Here is a 20,259-nt window from a genome sequence, read left to right as displayed (position 1 = left end):
ATCGGGGCCGCAGCACTGTTGCCCGCGATGTCGGCCTGCGGCAGCGACGACGACGCACTGACCTTCTTCTTTGCGGCCAACCCCGAAGAAGCCGAAGCCCGGATGCGGATCATTAACGCGTTCGGACGCGAACACCCCGACATTCGGGTGCGCACGATTCTGGCCGGCGGCGACCCGACCCAGCAGATGTCGACGTTCTGCGCCGGCGGGAAATGCCCGGATGTGCTGATGGCGTGGGAGTTCAACTACGCCGGACTTGCCGACCGCGGCGTGCTGTTGGACTTGAACACTCTGCTGGATCGGGATCGGCGGTTCGCGGCGGCGTTGCGCGCCGACAGCATTCCCGCGCTCTACGAGACGTTCGGCTTCAACGGCGGCCAGTACGCGTTCCCGGAGCAGTGGTCGGGTGCGTTCCTGTTCTATAACGCCAAGATCTTCGCCGAGGCCGGTGTGCCGCCACCGCCGGGCCGCTGGGACACGCCCTGGACGTTCGACGAGTTCTTGGCCACCGCCGCCGCACTCACCCGGCGGTCCGGCAATGGCCGAGTCACCCAGTGGGGCTTTGTCGACACCTGGTCGCCGCCGTACTCCGCAGCGCTGTTCGGCATGAACAACGGGGTGCCGTGGGCGGTGCCGCGGGTCAACCCGACCCACCTGAACTTCGACGACGACGATTTTCTCGCCGGGATCCAGTTCTACGCGGATCTGTCCAACGTGCATCGGGTGGCGCCCGCCGCCGCGGACACCCAGTCGATCTCCACCATGGGCCTGTTCACCGCGGGCAATGCGGCGATGGCGCTCGGCGGGCACTGGCGCTACCAGACCTTCGTTCAAGCCGAGGATCTGGATTTCGACGTGGCGGTGCTGCCGACCGGTCCGGCTGCCGCGGCCAAGGGTATGGCGGCTCGATCCGCCATCGGCAGCACCGGTCTGGCCATTGCCGCCGACAGTCGCCACCGGGAACAGGCTTGGGAATTCCTCAAATTCGCGGCGGGCCCGGTAGGACAGTCGCTGATCGGGGAGTCCGGCCTGTTCGTACCGGTGCTGCGCTCGGCGATCGACACACCCGGATTCACCGCCGCGCACACCGGGATCCGCAACCTTGCGGTGCTGACCGGCGGCCCGGCGCATTCCGAAGGCCTGCCGATCTCCCCGGACTGGCAGAAGGTCCACGCCCTGATGGACCGCGCGATCGGGCCGGTACTGCGCGGCAAGCGGCCCGCGGCAACGCTGAAGACCGGCCTAGCACCGCAGATCGACGAAGTGTTAGCCACCGCATGAATCCCACCCGCAGACGCGCACGTGCAGGACGCTGGTTCATCGCCCCGAACCTGGCGGCGGTCGCGGTGTTCATGGCGTTCCCGCTGGCCTTCTCGCTCTACATGAGCTTCCAGCGGTGGGATCTGTTCACCTCGCCGACCTTCGTCGGCGCCACGAACTATCGCGACCTGTTCACCGCTGACCCATTGTTCGGCATCGCGGTCCGCAATACGACGGTGTTCACCGTCGGGACTGTGGTCCCGACGGTGCTGATCAGTCTGGTCGTGGCGGGGCTGCTGAACCGGAAGATCAAGGGTATCGGCCTGTTTCGTGCGATCGCGTTTCTGCCGTTGGCGGTGTCCTCGGTGGTGATCGCGGTGGTGTGGCAGTTCGTGTTCAACACCGACAGCGGATTGCTCAACATCATGCTCGGCTGGTTCGGCATCGCACCGGTGCCGTGGCTCACCGAACCGCACTGGGCGATGGCCTCGTTGTGTCTGGTCAGCGTCTGGAAGAGCGTGCCGTTTGCGACGGTGATTCTGCTGGCAGCCATGCAGGGCGTTCCCGACTCCCTGCACGAGGCGGCCCGCATCGACGGCGCCGGCGAGGTGCGGCGCTTCGTGTCCATCACGGTGCCGATGATCCGCGGCGCCGTGTGGTTTGTGGTGGTGATCTCGGTGATCAACGCGTTCCAGGCATTCGATCTGGTGTACGTGCTCACCGGCAGCAGCGGCGGGCCGGAGACCGGTACTTACGTGTTGGCCATCATGTTGTTCCAGCAGGCCTTTGCCTTCTTGGACTTCGGGTATGCGTCCGCGCTGGCCTGGGTGATGTTTGCCGTGCTGCTGGTCCTGACCGTCGTCCAATTGCGGTTGTCACGCAGGAACGCGGTGAACCAGTGACCGGGACACCGGCGCGGCATCGCATTGCCGGGCTGCTGGGCGTCTACGCGGGACTGGGCGCCGTCACCGCCTGCGCGTTGTTCCCGATTCTGTGGGCGCTGTCGGGCTCACTGAAGCGCCAGGCCGAGATCAGCCAGCCGATGTTGTTGCCGGCCCATCCGCAATGGTCGAACTACGTCGAAGTGTTCGCCCGAATGCCGTTCTGGCGGATGCTGTTCAACACCATTCTTTACGCGGGCTGCGTGACGGCCGGGCAGGTGTTCTTCTGTTCACTGGCTGGGTATGCCTTCGCCCGGCTGCCGTTCACCGGCCGTGACACGCTGTTCGTGCTGTATCTGGCCACGCTGATGGTGCCGTTGACGGTCACGGTGATTCCGCAGTTCATCTTGATGCGGGTGTTCGGGTGGACCGACACCATGTGGGCGATGATCATCCCCGGCCTGTTCGGCAGCGCGTTCGGCACCTATCTGATGCGGCAGTTTTTCGCCACCCTGCCCATGGATCTGGAGGAAGCCGCGATCTTGGATGGGTGCTCACCGTGGGCGATCTATTGGCGGATTCTGTTGCCGCATGCCAAACCCGCGGTGATGGTGCTGGCGGTGCTGACCTGGATCAACGTCTGGAATGACTTTCTGTGGCCGCTGCTGATGATTCAGCGCAAGGGCATCGCCACCCTGACCCTCGGATTGGTGTGGATGCAGGGGGAGTACGTCGCCGAGTGGCCGGTCCTGATGGCCGCCTCCATGCTGATGCTGGCCCCGCTGGTGGTCATCTACGCGATCGCCCAGCGGGCCTTCGTCAGTGGGATCGCGGCCACAGGCTTCGGTGGACGGTAGTCAGGAGAAACAGAGTGGCTTCAGTGACCTTCGACTCGGTGACCCGGCACTATCCGGGCGCCGACCGCCCCGCCCTGGACACGCTGGACCTCGCGGTCGCCGACGGCGAGTTCATGGTGCTGGTCGGGCCGTCGGGTTGCGGCAAGACGACCACGCTGCGGATGCTGGCCGGCCTGGAACCCGTTGACGCCGGTCAGATCTACATCGGCGATCGCAATGTCACCGCAACCGACCCCGGCCATCGCGACATCGCCATGGTGTTCCAGAACTACGCCCTGTATCCGCACATGACCGTGGCGCAGAACATGGGTTTCGCCCTCAAAGTCGCCAAGACCCCCAAAGCCGAGATCCGCGCCCGGGTGGCCGAAGCCGCCCAGCTGCTGGGACTGGCCGAGCTCTTGGCGCGCAAGCCCAAGGACCTCTCCGGCGGCGAACGCCAACGCGTCGCGATGGGCCGCGCGATCGTGCGCCGTCCGCAGGTTTTCTTGATGGACGAGCCGCTGTCGAACCTGGACGCCATGCTGCGGGTACAGACCCGCAACCAGATCGCCGAACTGCAGCGGCGACTGGGAATCACCACCGTCTATGTCACCCACGATCAGGTAGAGGCCATGACGATGGGGGATCGCGTCGCGGTATTGCGCGACGGGGTACTGCAGCAATGCGCGCCGCCGCGCGAGCTCTACCGCACGCCGGCCAATGTCTTCGTCGCCGGATTCATCGGGTCGCCGGCGATGAACCTGTTTGCGGTCTCCGTCGTCGACGGCGCGGTCTCGCTGGGCGGTTATCACATCGGCGTACCGAGGGAAATATCTTCAGCAGCAACGCAGCTGGTCGTCGGCATTCGACCCGAGCACCTACAGATCGCCGATCGCGGGATCGCTGTCGAGGTGGACTTCGTCGAGGAACTGGGCGCCGACACTAACCTATACGGCACGACGGTTGACCCGCAGACTTCGCAATCAGTGGTCGCCCGGGTTCCCGGTAACACCGAGGTGCGCCGCGGCGCCCGGCTGTCGCTGGGCTTCGACGTGACCGATCTGCACTTCTTCGGCGCCGACGGCGCCCGGATCGGGTGAGCCGCCGCCCGTCAGCTTGGCGCTGCGCCCGGGCCCGAGCGTGACCGCCAGGTGGTGCAGCATCAAGACGAACACAACGGTCCAGGCGGCCAGCGCGATCCAGCTCTCGACCGAACCGATGTAGTAGACGATCGGCAGGTGGTCGGCCTGCCCCAGGTAGTGGCTGCCCACCCCGTACATGCCCAGCGGGAAGATCACGCTCCACCAGGGCGCTTCGTAGCGCAGGGGTACGCGATGGACGACGTGGCGCCACACGCCGGCGGCGATCATCGGCGGAATCAGCCAGGTGCCGAACGCCCAGAACATCACCGACGTTCCGGCGATCAGACCGCGGGTGGCGTGCACCATCGGCGCTTCGGCCATCTCGACGATGTGGGCACCGGCCAGCACGGTGATCGCGGTGGCGCCCATCGCCACCCAGTACTGCGGGACGAGGTCTTCGGGCAGCAGCGGGTAGAGCAGCAGCCGCAGCGCGACAAAGATTCCGGCGGCGCCGTAGAGGAACACTCCTACCGACCAGGACGCCACGGCAAGCAGCGCCAGGCTTTGACGCCACGGTTCGGACACCTCCACCTCGAGCACCGCGGCCAGCACCGCAATGGACTGGCTGGCCACCACCCAGATGAACCAGGTGCCGTTGGCCCGGCGCACCACCGGCCGCTCCGAGGTCCCCAGCACCGCGGTCCACGGAATCAGATAACCCAGCACCAGCCAGGTCAGCGTGCTGACCACCAGCAGCCCGACCGCGACAGTGCTGTGCCCGTCGATGACCAGCCGCGCTCCCAGCACATTGGTGGCCGAGACGAATGTGAACAGACCGAAGGCGCGCCCGGAATCATAGAGATCGGCCAGGAATTCGCGGCGGTAGGCCACGACACGCACTGTCGATACCACGATCAACACCAGGTAGGAGAGCACCGTCACCCACAGCAGCAGCACCGAAACCCATTGGGATTTCTGGTGATACATCGCGGTCGAGACCATGCCGCTGGCCATCACCAGCGCGAAGTAGCCCGGGTTGAGCGTGCGGATCGCCTCGCGGGTCCCGGTCGCCGGCACCGTCGCCCCCGTTTGGGTGCCCATCAGTCGAGCAATTGGCGCAGTACGTATTGCATGATGCCGCCGTGCCGGTAGTAGTCGGCCTCGCCGGGGGTGTCGATGCGCACCGTCGCATCGAATGCGATGTCGCCGGCCTGGACGTGCACGGTGTCGGGAATGCTGTCGCTCAGTGCGGTCACCCCGGTGATGTCGAAGGTCTCTTCACCGGTCAGGCCCAGCGAGTCTGCGTCGGCGCCGTCGGGGAACTGCAGCGGAAGCACGCCCATGCCGATCAGGTTGGACCGGTGGATGCGCTCGTAGGACACCGCCAGCACCGCCCGCACACCGAGTAGCACGGTGCCCTTGGCGGCCCAGTCGCGTGAGGAGCCGGATCCGTATTCCTTACCGGCCAAGATCACCAGGGGAGTGCCGGCGGCGAGGTAGTTCACCGACGCGTCGTAGATGGTGCTGACCGGACCGTCCGGCTGGGTGAAGTCGCGGGTGAAGCCGCCCTCGGTGTCGGGTGCCAATTGGTTGCGCAGTCGCACGTTGGCGAAGGTGCCGCGGATCATCACTTCGTGGTTGCCGCGCCGCGAGCCGTAGGAGTTGAAGTCCTTGCGCTCAATTCCGTGCTCGGACAGGTACTTTCCGGCGGGTGAGTCGTAGCGGATGGATCCGGCCGGACTGATGTGGTCGGTGGTGACCGAGTCGCCGAGCTTGGCCAGCACCCGGGCGCCGGTGATGTCGGTGAGTGGCGCCGGGTCACGGGTCATGCCGTCGAAGTACGGCGGCTGGCGCACGTAGGTGGAATCCGGTGCCCAGGAGAAGGTGTCGGTGTCGGGGACGTCCAGGGAACGCCAGCGGTCGTCGCCGGTGAAGACGTCGGCGTAGCTGGTGGTGAACATCTCGGCCTGCAGGTTGTCGTCGACCACGGCGGCGATCTCGTCGGTGGTGGGCCAGATGTCGCGCAGATACACCGGTTCGCCGTCGCTGCCGGTGCCCAGCGGATCGGTGAGCAGGTTGACGCGCAGAGTGCCGGCCAGTGCGTAGGCGACCACCAGCGGCGGGGACGCCAGGAAGTTCATCCGGACTTCGGGGTGGATGCGGCCCTCGAAGTTGCGGTTGCCCGACAGCACCGAACACACGGTCAGATCGTTGTCGACGACGGCCTTACTCACCTCTGGGATCAGCGGTCCCGAGTTGCCGATGCAGGTGGTGCAGCCGTAGCCGACCAGGTTGAAGCCCAACTTGTCCAGGTAGGGCGTCAGGCCCGCCCGCTCGTAGTAGTCGGTGACCACCCGCGACCCGGGCGCCAGGGTGGTCTTCACCCACGGCTTGCGCGACAAACCCTTGTCGACGGCGTTGCGGGCCAGCAGTGCCGCGCCGACCATCACCGAGGGGTTCGAGGTGTTGGTGCACGAGGTGATCGCGGCGATCACCACGTCACCGTTGTCGATCTCGGTGTGGGTCCCGTCGGCGAGTTCGATTGGCTTGGCATCGGTCCGCCAGGGCAGCTTGTCGCCACCGTCCCACTGCTCCCGCGGCCTGCCTTCGGATTGGGATTCGCCGAAAGCGATCGGGTCGCTGGCCGGGAACGATGCCGCCGACGCCTTATCCAGGTCCGACAGGGCCTGAGCGGTGGTTTCGGCGCCGTCGAGCAGCGCAGCGACGGTGTGCGGGGCCAACCGCAGCGGGATGCGGTCCTGCGGCCGTTTGGGGCCGGCGATCGACGGCTCCACACTGCTCAGATCCAATTCCAGCGTCTGCGAGTAGACCGGTTCTCGATCCGGGTCGTGCCACATGCCCTGCTCTTTGGCGTAGGCCTCCACCAGCTTGATCTGATGCTCAGAGCGGCCGGTCAGGCGCAGATAGTCGCAGGTGACGTGGTCGATCGGGAAGATGGCGCAGGTGGCCCCGTATTCCGGGCTCATGTTGCCGATCGTGGCCCGGTTCGCCAGCGGGACGTTGGCCACCCCGGGACCGAAGAACTCGACGAACTTGCCGACCACCCCGGTGGCGCGCAGCAGCTCGGCGACGGTCAGGACCAGGTCGGTGGCGGTGGTGCCGGGCTGCAGCTCGCCGGTCAGTTTCAGGCCGACCACCGGTGGGATCAGCATGCTCATGGGTTGACCAAGCATGGCCGCTTCGGCTTCGATCCCGCCGACTCCCCAGCCCAGGACGCCGAGTCCGTTGACCATCGGGGTGTGCGAGTCGGTGCCGACGAGGGTGTCGGGGTAAGCCAGCGGTCCGTCGGCGCTGTCGCGGGTGAACACCACCCGCGCCAGGTACTCCAGGTTCACCTGGTGGCAGATGCCGGTGTCGGGCGGCACCACGGAGAAGTCATCGAATGCCTGCTGGCCCCAGCGCAGCAGCTGATAGCGCTCGGCATTGCGCTCGAATTCCAGCTCGGCGTTGACCGCGAACGCGTCGGTGCGGCCGAAGACGTCGGCGATCACCGAGTGGTCGATCACCAGCTCGGTGGGGCACAGCGGGTTGATGCGGGTGGTCTTGCCACCCAGCTCGGAGATCGCGTCGCGCATCGCGACCAGGTCGACCACACACGGCACCCCGGTGAAGTCCTGCATCAACACCCGCGCCGGCGTATAGGCGATTTCCCGGCCGTGCGCGGCGCTCGGGTCCCAGGCCGCCATCGCGTCGACCTGCTCGGCGGTAACCAGCCGGCCGTCTTCGTTGCGCAGCAGGTTTTCCAGCAGAACCTTGAGACTGTAGGGAAGTCGCGCCGAGCCATCGACGCGATCGAGCCGTCGAATCTGATACGTGGTGTCGTCGACGCTCAGTTGGCCCCGGGTTCCGAAGCTGTCGAGATTGCTGTCTGCGGCCATTGCGGGCCCTCCCACCGGTCGGATCGGTTACCACCGACCCTAGGTCCGCTTCAGCGGCGGGACCAGGGGGAGAAGGGCCTCAATCAGCCTTGCTGTGCTGCGCGCTCCAGCACCGGCCGCTTGTCCGGGCAGTAGGTGTGGACCGAGGCGCCAAGGAACTGCCAGGCCTGCGCCTGGTTGGTTCCCTTTTGCAGGTTGGGGGTGATGAAGCGGACCGACTTGGCCGCGTCGCCGTCGACGCCCTTGTCCAACCGCTCGCAGACGATCTTGCCCAGCCAGGCGTTGTAGTCCCGGGGGCCGTAGATGCCATAGGTGTGCAGTTCTCGGGCGAAATCGGTGTCGGGGTCGGCGTGAGCGGGTGCTGCGAGGGTCACGGCCAAGCCCAAGACCGCTGCGGCGAGGGTCGTCGATTTCATGAGATGCAGTGTAGACCCATCTGCTTAGGTGATCTTCCTTTGCAAGCGGGGGAGGCCGGCGCGAGGCCGCGCTCACCTGCGCGAATCGCACACGATGTGGCGCCCGTCGCCATTCACATGTGGCGAGCAAGACAATAAGGAATTTATGAGGTTTATAAATTTGTGACTATTAGCCAAATTTCTCGTATTGTGTCTCCCCGTGGGCCGACACGAGTTAGCCAGCCAGCGCAAACGATCATCGGTTTTGATGGCTGCCGTCCTCGCACCAGCTGCATTGTTCTTTGCTGTGGGCGGTAGCGCCAATCCTGCGGTGCCGAAAGAATCCATTGCGGTGGTTGCTGAAGACAATTCACCAGGCGGTTTGCAGCTGGTCGCCGCACCGGCAGCAACGCCCGAAGCGGGTCCACCCGCGCGGTTCGCCGTGGCCTCACGAACGCGCACCGTGCCGCGGTTCCTGCCCGCGGGAGTCGCCCCGGAGCGGGGCCTGCAGGTGCGCACGATCCAAGCCGCTCGCAGCATCAGCGACGCCTTTCCCCAGATCATGCAGATCGGTGGCGTACGGGCCGACGCGCTGCGCTGGCACCCCAACGGGCTGGCGCTCGATGTGATGGTCCCCAACCCGGGCAGCGCCGAGGGAATCGCGCTCGGAGATTCGATCGTGGCCTATGTGATGGAGAACGCCGGCCGGTTCGGCCTGCAGGACGCCATCTGGCGCGGTGTCTACTACACACCCGGCGGCGGGGCCCAGCGCGGCGGCTACGGCCACTACGACCACGTCCACGTCACCACCACCGGCGGCGGCTATCCCAGCGGCAGCGAGGTTTACCTGCGCTGACGACCGACCTGAGGGTCAGCGTCACCGAGGGCGTCGCGCTGCTCACGCTGAATCGGCCGCAGGCCCGCAACGCCTACACCGCGGTGATGGGGCAGCTGCTGAGCCAGGCCTACCGTGACTGCGACGCTGACGACGCGGTTCGCGCGATCGTTCTGACCGGTGCCGGCGACGCCTTCTGCGCCGGAGCCGACCTGTCATCGCCGACAAGCCCATTCGATGCCCCCGAGGACGAGCAGGCGTTCACCGCCTCGCCGATCACCCCGGCGGCATTTGAGCTGAGCACACCCGTGATCGCCGCGGTCAATGGTCACGCAATCGGGATCGGGCTGACCATCGCTTTACAGGCCGATATCCGGATCATGGCCGCGGAGGCGAAATACGCTGTGCCACAGGTCCGCCGAGGCGTCGTTCCGGACTGTATGGCGCATTGGACGCTGCCCCGACTGGCGGGTACCGCGGTCGCCGCCGACGTGCTGCTGACCGGGCGCACGTTCGACGGGCACGAGGCCATCCAGATGGGCATCGCCAGCCGCTGCCTGCCGGCCGCGGAAGTCCTCGACCATGCGCTGACGATCGCCCGTGACATTGCCGTCAATGTGGCACCGACGTCGGCGGCGCTGAGCAAGCGGTTGCTGTGGGACACCGTGATCAACGGCTATGGCCCGCGACAGGTCGCTGAGCTGGAAACCCAACTCCATCACCAGGTGATGGGGAGCCCTGACGCGCGCGAAGGCGTCGAGGCGTATCTCCAACGACGCGCACCCCGCTGGAGCACAACGCCTTAGCGCGCGTCGACCCCGGCGCCCAGCGGCCGGTCGACGAAGAAGTCCATCAGCGGCTCCGGGCCACCGCCGTAGCTGGAGAAGTCCGTCACGCCGGCCTCGGCCAACACGTCGGCGTCGATGTAGCACTGGCCGCTGGCCTCGGCGGCCGGACGCCGCAGAATCTCCACGGCGGCATCGGCCATGATCTGCGGGCTGCGCGCCTTCTCCAGTAACTCGCCGCCGTCGGGGGAGTTGGCCACCGCCGAGGTCGCGATGTAGGTCTCGGGCCACAGGCAGTTGCTCGCGATTCCGGCGTCGGCGTATTCAGCTGCCCAGCCCAGCGTCAACAGCGTCATTCCGTACTTGGACAGCGTGTAGGACGGGTGCACGCCCAACCAGTACGGGTTCATGTTGATCGGGGGAGCGATCGTCAGCACGTGCGGCGCCGCGGACTTGCGTAGGTACGGCAGGCACGCCTTGGTCAGCAGGAACGTCCCGCGCACGTTGATGTCCTGCATGAGATCAAACTTCTTGGCGGACAACTGCTCTGACGGATCGGTCGCGATAGAGCTGGCATTGTTGACGCAGATGTCGATGCCGCCGAATCTGTCGACCGCGGCGTCAACGGCGCGTTGCACGTCTTCCTCGCTGCGCACGTCGCCCACGACCGCCAGAGCCTTACCGCCGGCTTCCTCGATCTCGGCGGCCGCGGTGTGCACGGTGCCGGGCAGTCGCGGATGCGGCTCGGCAGTCTTGGCCAACAGCACCACGTTGGCGCCCAGCCGCGCCGCGCCCAGTCCGATCGCGAGACCGATACCGCGGCTCGCGCCGGACACCACCATGGTGCGGCCGGAGAATTCGGTGCCTGCCACCTGCTGACTCCTCGTCGTCGATGCGCGGGGACTTGCGGACCTTCCGATTGGTTTCGCCCACCCCACGTCCGGGCGCAAGCGTGACAGTTTGGCGCAGAATTGTAAAGCTTGTCAGGAAGCGTCCGGGGCCTTGAGCGCCGCGGCCAGCATGGTCGCCGTCAACCGGACCATCGCCTCACGATCCGCGGTCGCGGGCCGCTGCAACGCGATTCGTAGGCAGGCGCTCGACGTCACGCCCATAGTCACGAACACCAGATCGTCCAACTCCGCGGGTGACAGGTCGGGGCGGGATCGGCTCGGGATCACGCTGCCCAACGGCAGCAGGCTGCGCTCGATCTCGTCCATCGCGGTGTGGTTGAGGTAGGGCGGCAGATCGAAAGATGAGGATGTCAGCGCCGCTAGCAGAATCGGGGCGTGCTGCTCATAGACCGTCGTCAGGGTGTCGACGACGAGCAATGCCGCCTCGTCGACCTCGAGGTCGATCGCCTGGCCGACCGTACGGACCAGCTGGAACGAGATGTCGCGGGTCGCGGCATCCACCAACTCGGCGATGATGGCCGCGCGATCCGGAAAATAGCGATAGACAGTGCCGATACTGACGTGGGCGGTGTCGGCGATGCTCTGCGTGGTCAGCGTCTCCACACCGCGTCGCGCGATCAACTGGCGGGCGGTGTCGAGCAGGCGGCTGCGCATCTCCCGGGCTCGCTGCTGCTGCGGCCGCGACCGTGCCTGCGCGGGCATAGCACCCCCAAATAAAAGTGAGTAGTAAGTGAGGTATTCTCATGTTCCCATAGTTGTATGGCAAACGTGTCCAATGTGCCCAATGCCGACCTGGCCGTAGCGCGATACGGCCAGGCCGGCCGCGACTGGATCGCCGGGACACAGATCGCCGACCCGCTGGCCGACGCCGTGGTCGCCGATTTCGCCACGCTGCCTAGCGGGGCGGGAATGGCCATGTTTCGGGCCGCGGTCCAGCACGGCATCGACTCGGTCGAGTCGCCGCCGGAGTCGCTGCGGGCATTGTTCGACGAGATCGACCACGAGCCCGACTGGCTCGACCACGACCGCCTGGATCGCGCTGCGGGTCATATCGTGCGCCACACCGCGTCCTACGGCATCGTCTTGGGTGCGGCCTCGCTGACTGCCGGTGCCATGAACGCCGCGGCCGGGATGCCGTTGGTGTTGACCGGTCGCTACACCAGTCAGGCAGCCGTGCGGTCGATCGAGGTCGGCGCGTGGCTAGAGGAGATCCTGACGCCCGGCGGACTGCGGCGCGACGGCGCCGGTCTGGCCACGACATTGCGGGTCCGAATGATTCACGCGTTCGTCCGACGTCATCTGCTGTCCGAGAGCGAATGGAACAGCGATGCGTGGGGCGCTCCCATTCCGCAGAGCTACATGGCGTTCACCATCGTCGAGTTCGGTCGGATCGCCCTAGCGGCGATGCACCAACTGGGGGTTCGCTATACCCAAGACGAACTCGACGACATCTACCACTTCTGGCGCTACGTCGGTGTGCTCAACGGCGTTGCAACCGAACTGAATCCGGCCACCGAAGCCGATCAGGTCCGTATCGCCGAACTGTATGCGCTAACCGCGGTGGAACCCGACGACGGAGACCGTGACTTCGTCCGCGCGTTGACGCACGACTATCTGGCGCGCGAGATCGCCGAGCTGCTGCCCTTCGGGGGATCCTGGAAGCACCGCGTCGGCGTGAACATCATCAACGGCATGACCCGGGCATTTCTCGGCGATGCCAACGCCAGCCGGCTTGGTGTGGCGGACACGGCCTTCAAGTACCTGCCGCGGGTGCTCAGCCCGGCCGTCGGCGGGGTCAACCAGGTACTGGCGCGCATCCCTGGGGTCAATGAACTGCGGACCCGGCGCGCCTTGGCCAACTATCCGCGGCTGATGGCCGAACAGCGGCAGCGTTACGGGGTACACCACGACCTGGTCGATGCCGCGCCGGACAGCGGCGGTCATCCCGCGGCGGCGCGCTCTGCCTAGGGATGCGCGCCCAGCGCGGCAGGACCAATGCGTCCGGCACGCACACCGTTGGCAATGACGACCACTTCAGCGAGCTCGTGAACCACTACCACCGCGGTCAGCCCGAGCGTCCCGAAGACTGCTAGCGGCATCAGCACCGTGATAATGCCCAGCGACAGACCGACGTTTTGCAGCATGATCTGCCGGGAGCGACGAGCATGGCGCAGTGCGTGGGGGAGATGGCGCAGGTCTTGGCCCATCAAGGCAACATCGGCGGTCTCAATGGCGACGTCGGTTCCCATGGCGCCCATCGCGATTCCCAGGTCTGCGGCGGCCAGGGCCGGAGCGTCGTTCACGCCGTCACCGACCATAGCGGTCGGGCGGTCCGCGCGCATTTGTGCGATCAAGCGGGCTTTGTCTTCGGGTCGGAGTTCGGCGAAAACGTACCCAATTCCAGCTTGATCGGCCAGCGCCGCGGCAGTGGCGTGGTTGTCCCCGGTGAGCATCGACACTCGGTAGCCGCCGTCTTGTAGCGCGGAGATGACCTCGGCGGCCTCAGGGCGCAGTTCGTCGCGCACGGCGATAGCACCCAATAGCTGGTCGTCGCGTTCGACCAGAACCGCAGTCGCCCCGCCGTTCTGCATACGTGCCACCTGATCGGCGAGCTCGCCCGAGTTGAGCCAGCCGGGCCGGCCCAGTCGGACAGCGTGGCCATCCAGGGTGCCGCTCAGCCCGGCTCCCGGGAAAGCCTGCACGTCGATGGCGACGGGCCCGCCCGGCTCCGACGCGGCGAGAATCGCGGCTGCCAGCGGATGTTCACTGCGCGCTTCCAGTGCAGCGGCCACCACGAGCACGTCGTCTCTGGAAGCGCCGTTGGCGGTGGCAACTTCGATGACTGCGGCCCGGTTCGCTGTCAAGGTTCCGGTCTTGTCCAGTGCAATCCCGCCGATGGTGCCGAGGGCTTCGAGCGCGGCTCCACCCTTGATCAGGACACCGATCTTGGCTGCCGCGCCGATAGCTGCCACCACAGTCACCGGCACCGCGATGGCGAGCGCACATGGTGAGGCCGCCACCAGCACAACCAGTGCGCGCTCAATCCATACCGCGGGGCTGCCCAGGATGCTGCCTACGCCGGCGATCAACGCTGCACCAATCATGATGCTGGGCACCAATGGTCGCGCAATGCGGTCGGCCAGCCGCTGACTTGCGCCCTTGCGGGCTTGCTCGGCCTCCACGATATGCACGATGCGGGCCAGTGAATTGTTATCGGCAGTCGCGGTGACCTGAACCCGCAACACGCCGGTGCCGTTGATCGACCCGGCATATACCTCGTCACCGCGGCCGGCCTCGACCGGAACGGATTCGCCGGTGATTGCGGACATGTCGAGCGCGGTGCGGCCGGCAATGATGATGCCGTCTGTGGCCAGTCGCTCGCCGGGTTTGACGATCATCAGGTCACCGATACGCAGTTCGCCTGCGGCCACGATCGTTTCGGTGCCAAAGCGCACGACGGTGGCCTGCTCTGGGACCAGTGAGAGTAGAGCGCGCAGGCCACGACGGGTGCGAGCCACCGCGTATTCTTCCAAGCCCTCGCTGATCGAGAACAAGAATGCCAGCGCGGCGGCCTCGCCGACCTGCCCCAGTCCGACCGCCCCGGCCGCAGCGATGGTCATCAATGAGCCCACGCCGATGTGGCCCTGCGCCAGACGCCTAAGGCTGGAGGGCGCAAATGTCGAGGCCCCCACTGCCAGCGCGGTGACTTTGAGCCCGAACGCAATCGGGACCAGGGGAGGGGCCCAGGCACTGATCGCCGAAGCCGTCAGCAGTGCTCCCGACAGCGCTGCTCGCCGCACCTTCACGACGTCCCAGAGCCGCTGCGGTTCGGGCCCCTTGCCGTCGTGATCACAACAGCCGTCGTTCACTAGCTGCCTGGGTGAAACCTCGTTGCCAGAGCCCGACCGAATCCGGGCGCTCCAGTCAATGACCCGCTGCCCAAGGCTGCGCTCGCACCCGTCGGTCGAATGCGGGGCCCGAGCGGGCACCGTTGCTGCCGGGGCTCGCTGAGCGGTGGCGATCGCCGACAGAATTGCTGCACGGTCGCAGTGCTCGGCCGAATACCAGATCACCACCGATGCGGTGCGTGGATAGGCATGCACCGCACGAACCCCAGGCACTTGAGACACTGTGTCCTCAATCGCCACAGCCATCAGGGCGCTATTGCGAAAGCTGCTGGCCTGAACTCGCATTCGGCCGGCAGCAGCAGAGATGACGGCCGGTGCGTGTTCTCGATCGGCGCAGATAGCCGCGGTCACCTTATAACCCCTTCAGTTCAGCAGCAGTCGTCGCCTTCAGTGGTGGCGACCGGCAGTGGAGACTCCTCGCCGAGGCGGTCCCGCGCTTCTGCGACGACATCAGCGACTCGCAGTCGAGCCGCCTCGGCCGCCACCTCGGCTCGTCGGGTGCCACGCAACCCCCACTCGGTGGCGGTTACCGAGGCGCGGTGAACGGGAGCCGCTCCCGCAGCCCTGCGTAGCAATTCAAAGGCGCTCACCCCGACCAGGCCGGTGACCACCGTTTCGGCCGCTTTGACCAAAAGTGCTTGCGGAACCACTGCGACATCTCCTCATTGTTGTTTTGTGCCAAGACAGCTCGGATCGGCTGGCTATCTTTCAGCCGCTACCTCGACTGCGCTGGACGACACGCAGTCATCGATGCAGGGTTCGTCGGTGTCGACTGCCAGAACCACCTGGACCAGCTCGCCCAACGCGCGCGCCAGGTGCGGGTCCGCCAACCCGTAGCGAACTTGGCGACCTTCATACGTGGCGACCACCAGACCGCATCCGCGCAGACACGACAGGTGGTTGGAGACGTTCGACCGGGTCAGGCCCAGATGCGAGGCCAGCTGCCCGGGATAGGAGACGCCATCCAGCAGAGCCACCAGGATTCGGCATCGCGTTGGATCGGCCAGTGCCCGACCCAGCCGCGCAAGGGCTGATTCCCGCATCTCACACGTCAGCATAACCTGAATAGTACAGCATCCAATGTACTATTCAAACAGTCCGCTGAACAGACAGTTGGGCTACACGAACTCGATCCCGGGTGGTCTCCACGTGCCTTCGCCGATGCCGGGCGCGCCCCAGTAGGCGCGGATGTAGCGGGAGAAGGGTCCATTCGGGGGCCAGTTCGACTCGTTTTCCGGCCCAGGCGATCTCGCACCGGCGTACAGCGTCAGCGACCGGACCGTTGGAGTTGTTGGTTTGCTTGTCTCGAGAGCCCGTGTCAGTCATCGTTTCCCATTGGACTCCTGCCGGTCCTGGTACACCTCGATTTCTACCGACGACAGTTGGGACATCACCGTCGCGACGGAGGCTTCAGAAACGATTCAATGCGGCCATGCAATACGCGGCGGTGGTGGAACGTGAGGCTCGATCACAGGCACTCCACAACTGCTAGAACGAGTTTCGACTTGCCAGACTTGAAGCCCTCCCATGCATGGGGAGTCGCCGCCCACGTGACCAACACCGAACCCATTCGGCCTGGTGGTTGCGCGACCGCCGGAAGGGGTAGTGCTAGTAGATCGACACCCAGACTGAGGGTCTGGGCACTTCCTAAGGAGGGACCGATGAACGTGTTCTTACGCCGTATGGCGTGCGCGGTCGCGATTGCGTTGACGCCCATGTCATTCGTGGCAGCAGTGTCACCTGGTGTGGCCATGGCCCAACCCCCTGACTGCGGTCCGGGCAACTGGTGGAATCCGGGAGCCAACGCGTGCCAGCCCACCGCACCGCCGAACTGCGGTCCGGGCAACTGGTGGAATCCGGCAGTCAATGCGTGCCAGCCTGTAGTGCCGCCACCGTCCGGCTAGCGGCGTGGCATCCGGCCATGGCGGTCCTCTGCCCCCGGCAGTGGCCGCCACGGCTCAGATCTGAGTCGGCAGGTCTAGCCGGCTTTCGCCTCCTGGCGGTGTGCGTCTCGGGAAAGACGACGCTCGCGTTGCTCCTCGAACCTGATCACTTGGCGCTCAAGGTTTTCGAGGTATGTTGCAAGCTGTTCCCGGCGCTGTTCGCCACGCGAAGTGAAATCGTCACGCTCGAAAATCCGCCACTTACGCAGGTTCGGGCGTACGACTTCGTCCAGATGCTGCCGCGGGTCGTAGATCCCGTGTTTAGCCATCAGCACCCCGTTACGGCGAAAATTCGGCATGCCCTGACCGGGCATCCGGAAATTCTCGACGACGTCGGCGACCGCTTCCAGCGCCTGATCAGGTACCAGATCCAACGCCGCACCGCACACGTTGCGGTAAAAGATCATGTGCAGGTTCTCGTCGGCCGCAACGCGCTGCAGCATCCGGTCGGCAACCGGGTCATTGCACACCTTGCCGGTGTTGCGGTGACTGACGCGAGTGGCCAATTCCTGAAACGTCACATAGGCGACCGACAGCAGGAAGTCGGTCTTGTGTCGCGCATCCTCCTCAGCGGTGGCTCCGAAACCGTTGCTCACGTGCTGCATTCGCGCCTGTTCCAGCGCCACCGGGTCGACCCCGCGGGTCACAAGGAGATAGTCGCGGATCACGATGCCATGGCGGTTTTCCTCGGCGGTCCAGCGGCCCACCCACGCCGCCCAAGCACCGTCGTCGGAAAAGTATTTGGCCGCCTGACGGTGATAGGACGGCAAGTTGTCCTCGGTGAGCAGGTTGGTGATCATCGCCGCCTTGGCGACATCGCTGAGTTGCGACTGCTCTGGTGACCAGTCGCTACCACCCATCCGTGCGAAATTGCGGCCACGACCCCAGGGCACATAGTCATGGGGACTCCACGCGGTCGCCACCAATTCGTGCCGATTGACGTTGGTTGCCGCAACGGGCTCCAACTCGCGAAGTATCTCCAGATCGGTTAACTGCCTCGACATCGCATCTCCCTATACGGCTATTGAGATGGCCCCCCAGCCGGACGAAACCATACCCCGGCGGCGCGCTGCACGCCGACGCAGACAGACCAGTTGGTCAACTCACAGGGAGATCATCAGTGGGACACACAATTCGACCAACACTATACGTGATGTTGTCGTGACCTTGCTCACAGGGGGAGTGCTGCAACTGCTATTCGGCGACGACATTGCTTTCCGCACAGCGGCCTGGAGGTACATCTGCGGGCGGCAACATCGCTGCCGGTTTCGCCAAAACCGCCGGGACGTCGGCCTTGGCGACCGGTGCCAATTAGTCTCTGCTGCAACCGAATTACTCTCTTACTGGAACTAATTCCGTCACTGTGACGTATCGCCTTAGCGCGTTGGTGGGCGAGTGGGGAGAGTGGTGATGACTGCCATGGGCTAGGTCACCGCTGGAAACGCAGCGTTGCCGACTACGATCACAACGAGCCGCACAACCCGCGGCACCCAACGCTAGCGCGGAGATGTGTTGCAACCAATAAGCCAATCATTACCCAGCGCCAGGGTTCTTGTTCTCGTAGGCAGTTTGCGATCCGGTTCGCTTAATCGTCAGCTGGCCGCAGCGGCCATCAACGTTGCGCCCCCTCGGATCGAGCCGATTCTGTTCGATCGTCTAGGCGAGCTGCCGCATTACAACGAAGACCTCGACGTGGTGCCGGCGGCCGAAGCTGTCGAAGCTCTTCGCGCAGAGGCGGCCAACTCCGACGCCCTACTGGTGGTCACTCCCGAATACAACGGCGGTTTGCCGGGTGTCCTGAAGAACGCGTTCGATTGGCTCTCACGCCCCTACGGCGAGGCTGCATTGATCGGCAAGCCCGCAGCCGTGATCGGCACCGCACTGGGCCGCTACGGCGCGGCCTGGGCGCACGCGGACGCACGAAAGACGCTCGCGATCGCCGGCGCGAAGGTGCCCGACGACATCGAGCTGTCGATCCCGGCGAAGAACTTCAACGGGCTACATCCGCAGGAGTCAGACGAAGTAGTCGAATCGCTGCGCGGAGTCTGGTCACAGCTGATTCGCCACTTGCAGAGCTGATTTCGGGCCGCCGTCCGTCTAGGAAATCACCTGGTGGCGCCGGCAAGGTAGCTGCAGAGCATCGTGACGATCGCGTCTTCGGCTACGTCGGCGGCAACCGGGGTGGGTGTCGCGATAAGTCGGTGGACCAGCGCTTCGATGGTGGCGACGATGACCTGTGCGGCGGTCGTGGGATCGCTGACGCTCACCTCTGGGTACGCAGCGAGTAGCTGTGCGGTGGACGCGATCGCCTTGCGTTCGAGATGGTGCAGGTGCTCGAGGAACTCGGGGGATCGCGGCGCTTCCTCGAAGAGCACTCGATGCAACCCCGGGTCTTCGCAATGGTTGTCGATGGCCGAGCGGACGAAGACTCGAAGTGTGTCCTCAAGACGGTCCGGCAAGCCGTCGGCGGTGCGTTGGACCAGCAGTTCCATACCCGCCTCGACGTGCTGGTCCATCAGGGCGCGCAGGATCGCATCCTTGTTCGGGAAGTACTGATACAGCGAACCGATGGACAGCTGCGCATACTCAGCGATGCGGTTAGTCGTGCTTGCCGAATACCCGCGCTCGGAGAAAACTTGAGCGGCAGCATCGAGTACGCGTTGCCGAGTCTCCTTGGCGCGGGCCTGTTTCGGCTGCTTACGGCGGCGATACCGGTCTGGTGGAGCGATTGCTGGACTCCTGCCGAAATGCGAGTAGTCAAACCAAGGAATTCGCCTCAGTATTGAGGTGATCCTAACAACGGCGAGAGGTTGCTCGGCGTCCCACAACAGCCTTGCGTAACCCAGATCAAGCACGCCAATCAAGCCCACAGAGGAACGACATGAGATCGGCTCGCACCGATGAACAGGTAATCCGCACAGCCAGCGTGATCGACTGCCCGGCCGATGCGGTGTGGCGGCGGATCACCTCGCAGGACGGGATCAACGACGAAATGGGTCCGTATCTCAAGATGACCATGCCGCGCAGCTTCCGTGGCAATTCCATCGCCGACGTGACACCCGGAACCCGGATCGGTCGAAGCTGGCTGTTGCTCTTCGGGGTCATCCCGGTCGGTGTCGACGACATCACCATCGCCAGGATCGAGCCGGGTCGGATGTTCCGAGAAGAGTCTCGAATGACCGGCATGCGCATTTGGGTGCATCACCGCACCTTGGAACCCACGGACGGTACCGCTGGTGAGCAGACCCTCGTCACCGACGAGATCACGGTAGCCCCACGGGCGTTCTTAGGACTCATCCCTGGATCAAGCACCCTGGTGAACACCGTCCTCGGGCACTTCTTCGCCCATCGTCACCGGCGGCTGGCACGGACGATGCGCACCCTTGGTAGCTCCGATACGCCTCAGGCCTGATTCGCCACTCCGAGAAGTGATTTCGCGTCGATAGGGCACACCGGGCATACTCAATCATTTCGTCACTGTGACGTATTGCCATGTGCGGCAGGGGTGAGGCGGGGGTGACTTT

General features: G+C 65.3%; 19 protein-coding genes. 9 read left to right on the top strand and 10 right to left on the bottom strand.

Annotation, left to right across the window (positions count from 1 at the left end):
* Positions 1-27 precede the first annotated feature (27 nt).
* From RCP37_RS10660 to RCP37_RS10645, 4 genes are read left to right on the top strand one after another with little or no spacing between them, the layout of a single operon-like run.
* A complete protein-coding gene (locus tag RCP37_RS10660; protein WP_308487036.1) occupies positions 28-1,281 on the top strand; it encodes an ABC transporter substrate-binding protein in 1,254 nt (417 codons plus the stop codon).
* A complete protein-coding gene (locus RCP37_RS10655) occupies positions 1,278-2,162 on the top strand; it encodes a carbohydrate ABC transporter permease (protein WP_308486802.1) in 885 nt (294 codons plus the stop codon). Before RCP37_RS10660 ends, RCP37_RS10655 begins: the two co-directional genes overlap by 4 nt.
* Positions 2,159-2,998: a carbohydrate ABC transporter permease gene (locus tag RCP37_RS10650; protein WP_308486801.1), complete on the top strand. Its 840-nt coding sequence runs from the start codon at positions 2,159-2,161 to the stop codon at positions 2,996-2,998. The genes RCP37_RS10655 and RCP37_RS10650 overlap by 4 nt, the downstream gene beginning before the upstream one ends.
* A 14-nt stretch (positions 2,999-3,012) precedes the next feature.
* Positions 3,013-4,077 (top strand): ABC transporter ATP-binding protein, encoded by a 1,065-nt coding sequence (locus RCP37_RS10645; RefSeq protein WP_308486800.1) that lies wholly within the window; start codon positions 3,013-3,015, stop codon positions 4,075-4,077.
* Here RCP37_RS10645 and RCP37_RS10640 read toward each other — a convergent pair.
* The 3 genes from RCP37_RS10640 to RCP37_RS10630 all read right to left on the bottom strand — a co-directional run bounded on the left by RCP37_RS10640 (position 3,961) and on the right by RCP37_RS10630 (position 8,374).
* Positions 3,961-5,160, bottom strand: coding sequence for a tellurite resistance/C4-dicarboxylate transporter family protein (locus RCP37_RS10640; RefSeq protein ID WP_308486799.1), 1,200 nt, complete (start codon positions 5,158-5,160; stop codon positions 3,961-3,963). The two genes, RCP37_RS10645 and RCP37_RS10640, sit on opposite strands and share 117 nt — an antisense overlap.
* Entirely contained in the window at positions 5,160-7,958 is a 2,799-nt protein-coding gene (gene acnA, locus RCP37_RS10635) for an aconitate hydratase (protein ID WP_308486798.1), read from the bottom strand. The genes RCP37_RS10640 and acnA overlap by 1 nt, the downstream gene beginning before the upstream one ends.
* Positions 7,959-8,041: 83 nt before the next feature.
* Positions 8,042-8,374: a DUF732 domain-containing protein gene (locus tag RCP37_RS10630; RefSeq protein ID WP_308486797.1), complete on the bottom strand. Its 333-nt coding sequence runs from the start codon at positions 8,372-8,374 to the stop codon at positions 8,042-8,044.
* A 199-nt stretch (positions 8,375-8,573) separates the two neighbouring features.
* Here RCP37_RS10630 and RCP37_RS10625 point away from each other — a divergent pair, with 199 nt between their 5' ends.
* Both RCP37_RS10625 and RCP37_RS10620 read left to right on the top strand, forming a co-directional pair.
* Positions 8,574-9,209, top strand: coding sequence for a VldE C-terminal domain-containing protein (locus RCP37_RS10625; protein WP_308486796.1), 636 nt, complete (start codon positions 8,574-8,576; stop codon positions 9,207-9,209).
* Positions 9,206-9,994: an enoyl-CoA hydratase/isomerase family protein gene (locus RCP37_RS10620; protein ID WP_308487035.1), complete on the top strand. Its 789-nt coding sequence runs from the start codon at positions 9,206-9,208 to the stop codon at positions 9,992-9,994. The genes RCP37_RS10625 and RCP37_RS10620 overlap by 4 nt, the downstream gene beginning before the upstream one ends.
* Here RCP37_RS10620 and RCP37_RS10615 read toward each other — a convergent pair.
* Both RCP37_RS10615 and RCP37_RS10610 read right to left on the bottom strand, forming a co-directional pair.
* The gene (locus RCP37_RS10615) at positions 9,991-10,815 is read right to left on the bottom strand and encodes an SDR family oxidoreductase (RefSeq protein WP_373693176.1); all 825 of its coding nucleotides are present in this window, start codon (positions 10,813-10,815) and stop codon (positions 9,991-9,993) included. The two genes, RCP37_RS10620 and RCP37_RS10615, sit on opposite strands and share 4 nt — an antisense overlap.
* Positions 10,816-10,956: 141 nt before the next feature.
* A complete protein-coding gene (locus RCP37_RS10610) occupies positions 10,957-11,586 on the bottom strand; it encodes a TetR/AcrR family transcriptional regulator (protein WP_308486794.1) in 630 nt (209 codons plus the stop codon).
* 57 nt (positions 11,587-11,643) lie between these two features.
* Here RCP37_RS10610 and RCP37_RS10605 point away from each other — a divergent pair, with 57 nt between their 5' ends.
* A complete protein-coding gene (locus tag RCP37_RS10605; protein WP_308486793.1) occupies positions 11,644-12,852 on the top strand; it encodes an oxygenase MpaB family protein in 1,209 nt (402 codons plus the stop codon).
* Here RCP37_RS10605 and RCP37_RS10600 read toward each other — a convergent pair.
* From RCP37_RS10600 to RCP37_RS10585, 4 genes are all read right to left on the bottom strand, one after another.
* Positions 12,849-15,077: a heavy metal translocating P-type ATPase gene (locus RCP37_RS10600; protein ID WP_308487034.1), complete on the bottom strand. Its 2,229-nt coding sequence runs from the start codon at positions 15,075-15,077 to the stop codon at positions 12,849-12,851. The two genes, RCP37_RS10605 and RCP37_RS10600, sit on opposite strands and share 4 nt — an antisense overlap.
* Positions 15,078-15,160: 83 nt before the next feature.
* Complete coding sequence (locus RCP37_RS10595; RefSeq protein ID WP_308486792.1) at positions 15,161-15,442, bottom strand: DUF1490 family protein; 282 nt, start codon at positions 15,440-15,442, stop codon at positions 15,161-15,163.
* A gap of 51 nt (positions 15,443-15,493) precedes the next feature.
* A complete protein-coding gene (gene cmtR / locus RCP37_RS10590) occupies positions 15,494-15,850 on the bottom strand; it encodes a Cd(II)/Pb(II)-sensing metalloregulatory transcriptional regulator CmtR (protein ID WP_308486791.1) in 357 nt (118 codons plus the stop codon).
* A 920-nt stretch (positions 15,851-16,770) separates the two neighbouring features.
* Positions 16,771-17,739 carry an acyl-ACP desaturase gene (locus RCP37_RS10585; RefSeq protein ID WP_308486790.1) on the bottom strand — a complete coding sequence of 323 codons (969 nt, stop codon included), beginning with the start codon at positions 17,737-17,739 and terminating at the stop codon, positions 16,771-16,773.
* 505 nt (positions 17,740-18,244) lie between these two features.
* On the opposite strand from RCP37_RS10585, the gene RCP37_RS10580 reads away from it, so the two are divergent.
* A complete protein-coding gene (locus tag RCP37_RS10580) occupies positions 18,245-18,814 on the top strand; it encodes an NAD(P)H-dependent oxidoreductase (protein ID WP_308486789.1) in 570 nt (189 codons plus the stop codon).
* Positions 18,815-18,840: 26 nt separating this feature from the next.
* Here RCP37_RS10580 and RCP37_RS10575 read toward each other — a convergent pair whose 3' ends face one another.
* Entirely contained in the window at positions 18,841-19,506 is a 666-nt protein-coding gene (locus RCP37_RS10575; RefSeq protein ID WP_373693175.1) for a TetR/AcrR family transcriptional regulator, read from the bottom strand.
* A gap of 110 nt (positions 19,507-19,616) precedes the next feature.
* Here RCP37_RS10575 and RCP37_RS10570 point away from each other — a divergent pair, with 110 nt between their 5' ends.
* Positions 19,617-20,147 (top strand): Rv1443c family protein, encoded by a 531-nt coding sequence (locus RCP37_RS10570; RefSeq protein WP_308486788.1) that lies wholly within the window; start codon positions 19,617-19,619, stop codon positions 20,145-20,147.
* Positions 20,148-20,259: the final 112 nt, after the last annotated feature.

It is taken from the genome of Mycolicibacter sp. MU0102 (assembly GCF_963378105.1).
In the GTDB taxonomy this organism is placed as follows: domain Bacteria; phylum Actinomycetota; class Actinomycetes; order Mycobacteriales; family Mycobacteriaceae; genus Mycobacterium; species Mycobacterium holstebronense.
The sequence above is the reverse complement of the archived record's forward strand: the minus strand, read 5'-3'. Positions and strand labels throughout refer to the sequence as shown.